This window comes from Microcoleus sp. BM001215392, from assembly GCF_036700185.1.
GTDB lineage: Bacteria > Cyanobacteriota > Cyanobacteriia > Cyanobacteriales > Microcoleaceae > Microcoleus.
Genome location: NZ_JAUBOJ010000677.1, coordinates 1 through 1,715, shown reverse-complemented (window position 1 = coordinate 1,715; position 1,715 = coordinate 1). Strand labels below are relative to the sequence as shown.

General features: G+C 37.6%; 2 pseudogenes. Both read left to right on the top strand.

Annotation, left to right across the window (positions count from 1 at the left end):
- A pseudogene (locus tag QT974_RS34080) lies at nt 1–186 on the top strand (DUF4277 domain-containing protein); the annotation flags it as partial.
- 56 nt (nt 187–242) lie between these two features.
- Nucleotides 243–1,418, top strand: a pseudogene (locus tag QT974_RS34885) (IS1634 family transposase); the annotation flags it as partial.
- Nucleotides 1,419–1,715 lie beyond the last annotated feature (297 nt).

Genomic DNA, 1,715 nt, shown 5'->3' with positions numbered 1-1,715 from the left:
TGAATGATGACCGTTTAGGCAGAGTATTAGATAAATTATATTTGGCAGGAATTACCGAAATATTCACAACCATTGCCCTGTCAGCAGCTCAAAAATTCGAGCTAAAAACCGACAGGTCTCACTTGGACTCAAGTTCATTTCATCTACATGGTAAATATGAGGAAGAATTGCCATCAGTATCTTTTTATAGCACAGAAATGGATAGTAATCAATTAGATAATTAATCAATCAACCATCAAACATCTCCAACACCAATTCAGATTACCTACGGCTATTCTCGCGACCATCGTCCCGACTTAAAACAGTTTATTTTAGATCTAATTTGTAGTGGAGATGGAGATGTGCCAATATTTTTACGAGCAGATAAGAGGAAATGAATCAGATAATTCTGTCTTCGCCTCAATTTTTCAGGAATTCAAGAAACAGTTAAATCTCGACAGTTTAATGGTAGCGGATAGCGCACTATATACCGCTCCAAATTTAGAAATGTTAACCAATTTAAGATGGCTAACTCGTGTACCACTAAGCCTGAAAAAAGCACAGCAACTGGTATCTCAATTAAATGAATCAGAATTTCAGGATAGTTCAGTGACGGGATATCGTTGGTCAGAACACAAAAGTAATTATGGTGGAATTGAACAAAGATGGTTAGTAGTAGAGAGCAGTTTACGTCGTGATTCTGACCGACGCAAATTAGAAAAAAACCTCAAAAAAGCTGAAACTGAGGGTCAGAAAAAGTTGCGAGAATTATCAAATATTGAATTTGCCTGTTCGGCCGATGCCTCGGCAGCAGCAAGTCGTTTATCAAAACAACTAAAATATCATAATTTAACCCAAATTAGCAGCAGACAAGCGACAGCAAAACCCGGTACGAATTCCACCAGTTCTCATGATAAATCTAGCCCTAGCTTGATATTTAAAGTTCAAGCACAACTAGAACTAGATGCTAACGTGATAGCTAAAGAAACCAAAGCTAGTGGCAGATTTATCTTAGCTACTAATGTTCTGGATCAGAGCAATTAAATCCCGATGAAATGATTGTAAAATATAAGGAACAGCAGGCAGCAGAGAGAGGGTTTGGGTTCCTGAAAGACCCCCTATTTTTTACGGATAGCGTGTTTATAAAGTCGCCAGAAAGAATCGAGGCTTTAACTTTGGTAATGGGTTTGTGTTTGTTGGTTTATACTTTAGGTCAAAGGTTACTGCGTCAAAACTTGCAACTCACTAATAAAACCGTAAAAAATCAATTGGGCAAAGGAACCAATCGACCTACTTTGCGCTGGATATTCCAAAGTTTTCAATCGATTCATGCCGTTTGTATTCAAGGGATTCAACAAGTTTCTAATTTGACATCCGAACGGTTGGCGATATTAAATTTATTTCCAGTCACCTGTCGGTCTTATTATTTCTCGTTGTGAAATGAAGTCGATGATTGATTGGTAAAACAGACTTACATTTAAATAATTGTTGATTCAGCAGTAATGCTTTATTATCATAATGCTGGCGATATATGCTGGGAATTAATAGTTGTCAATAGTCTAATTTTTGACGTTTTATAGGTTAAGAAGATTTAATTCATGCCCTCACGTCAATTTTTAGGGATTCCTAACTGGGTGATGCTAGAGTTGCACAGATTTTTGGGTGTTTCTACTCACAATTATCTCGGATGATTCACTTTTACCCCCTCAATCCGCGTACGATGCCCCTTGGGGGTG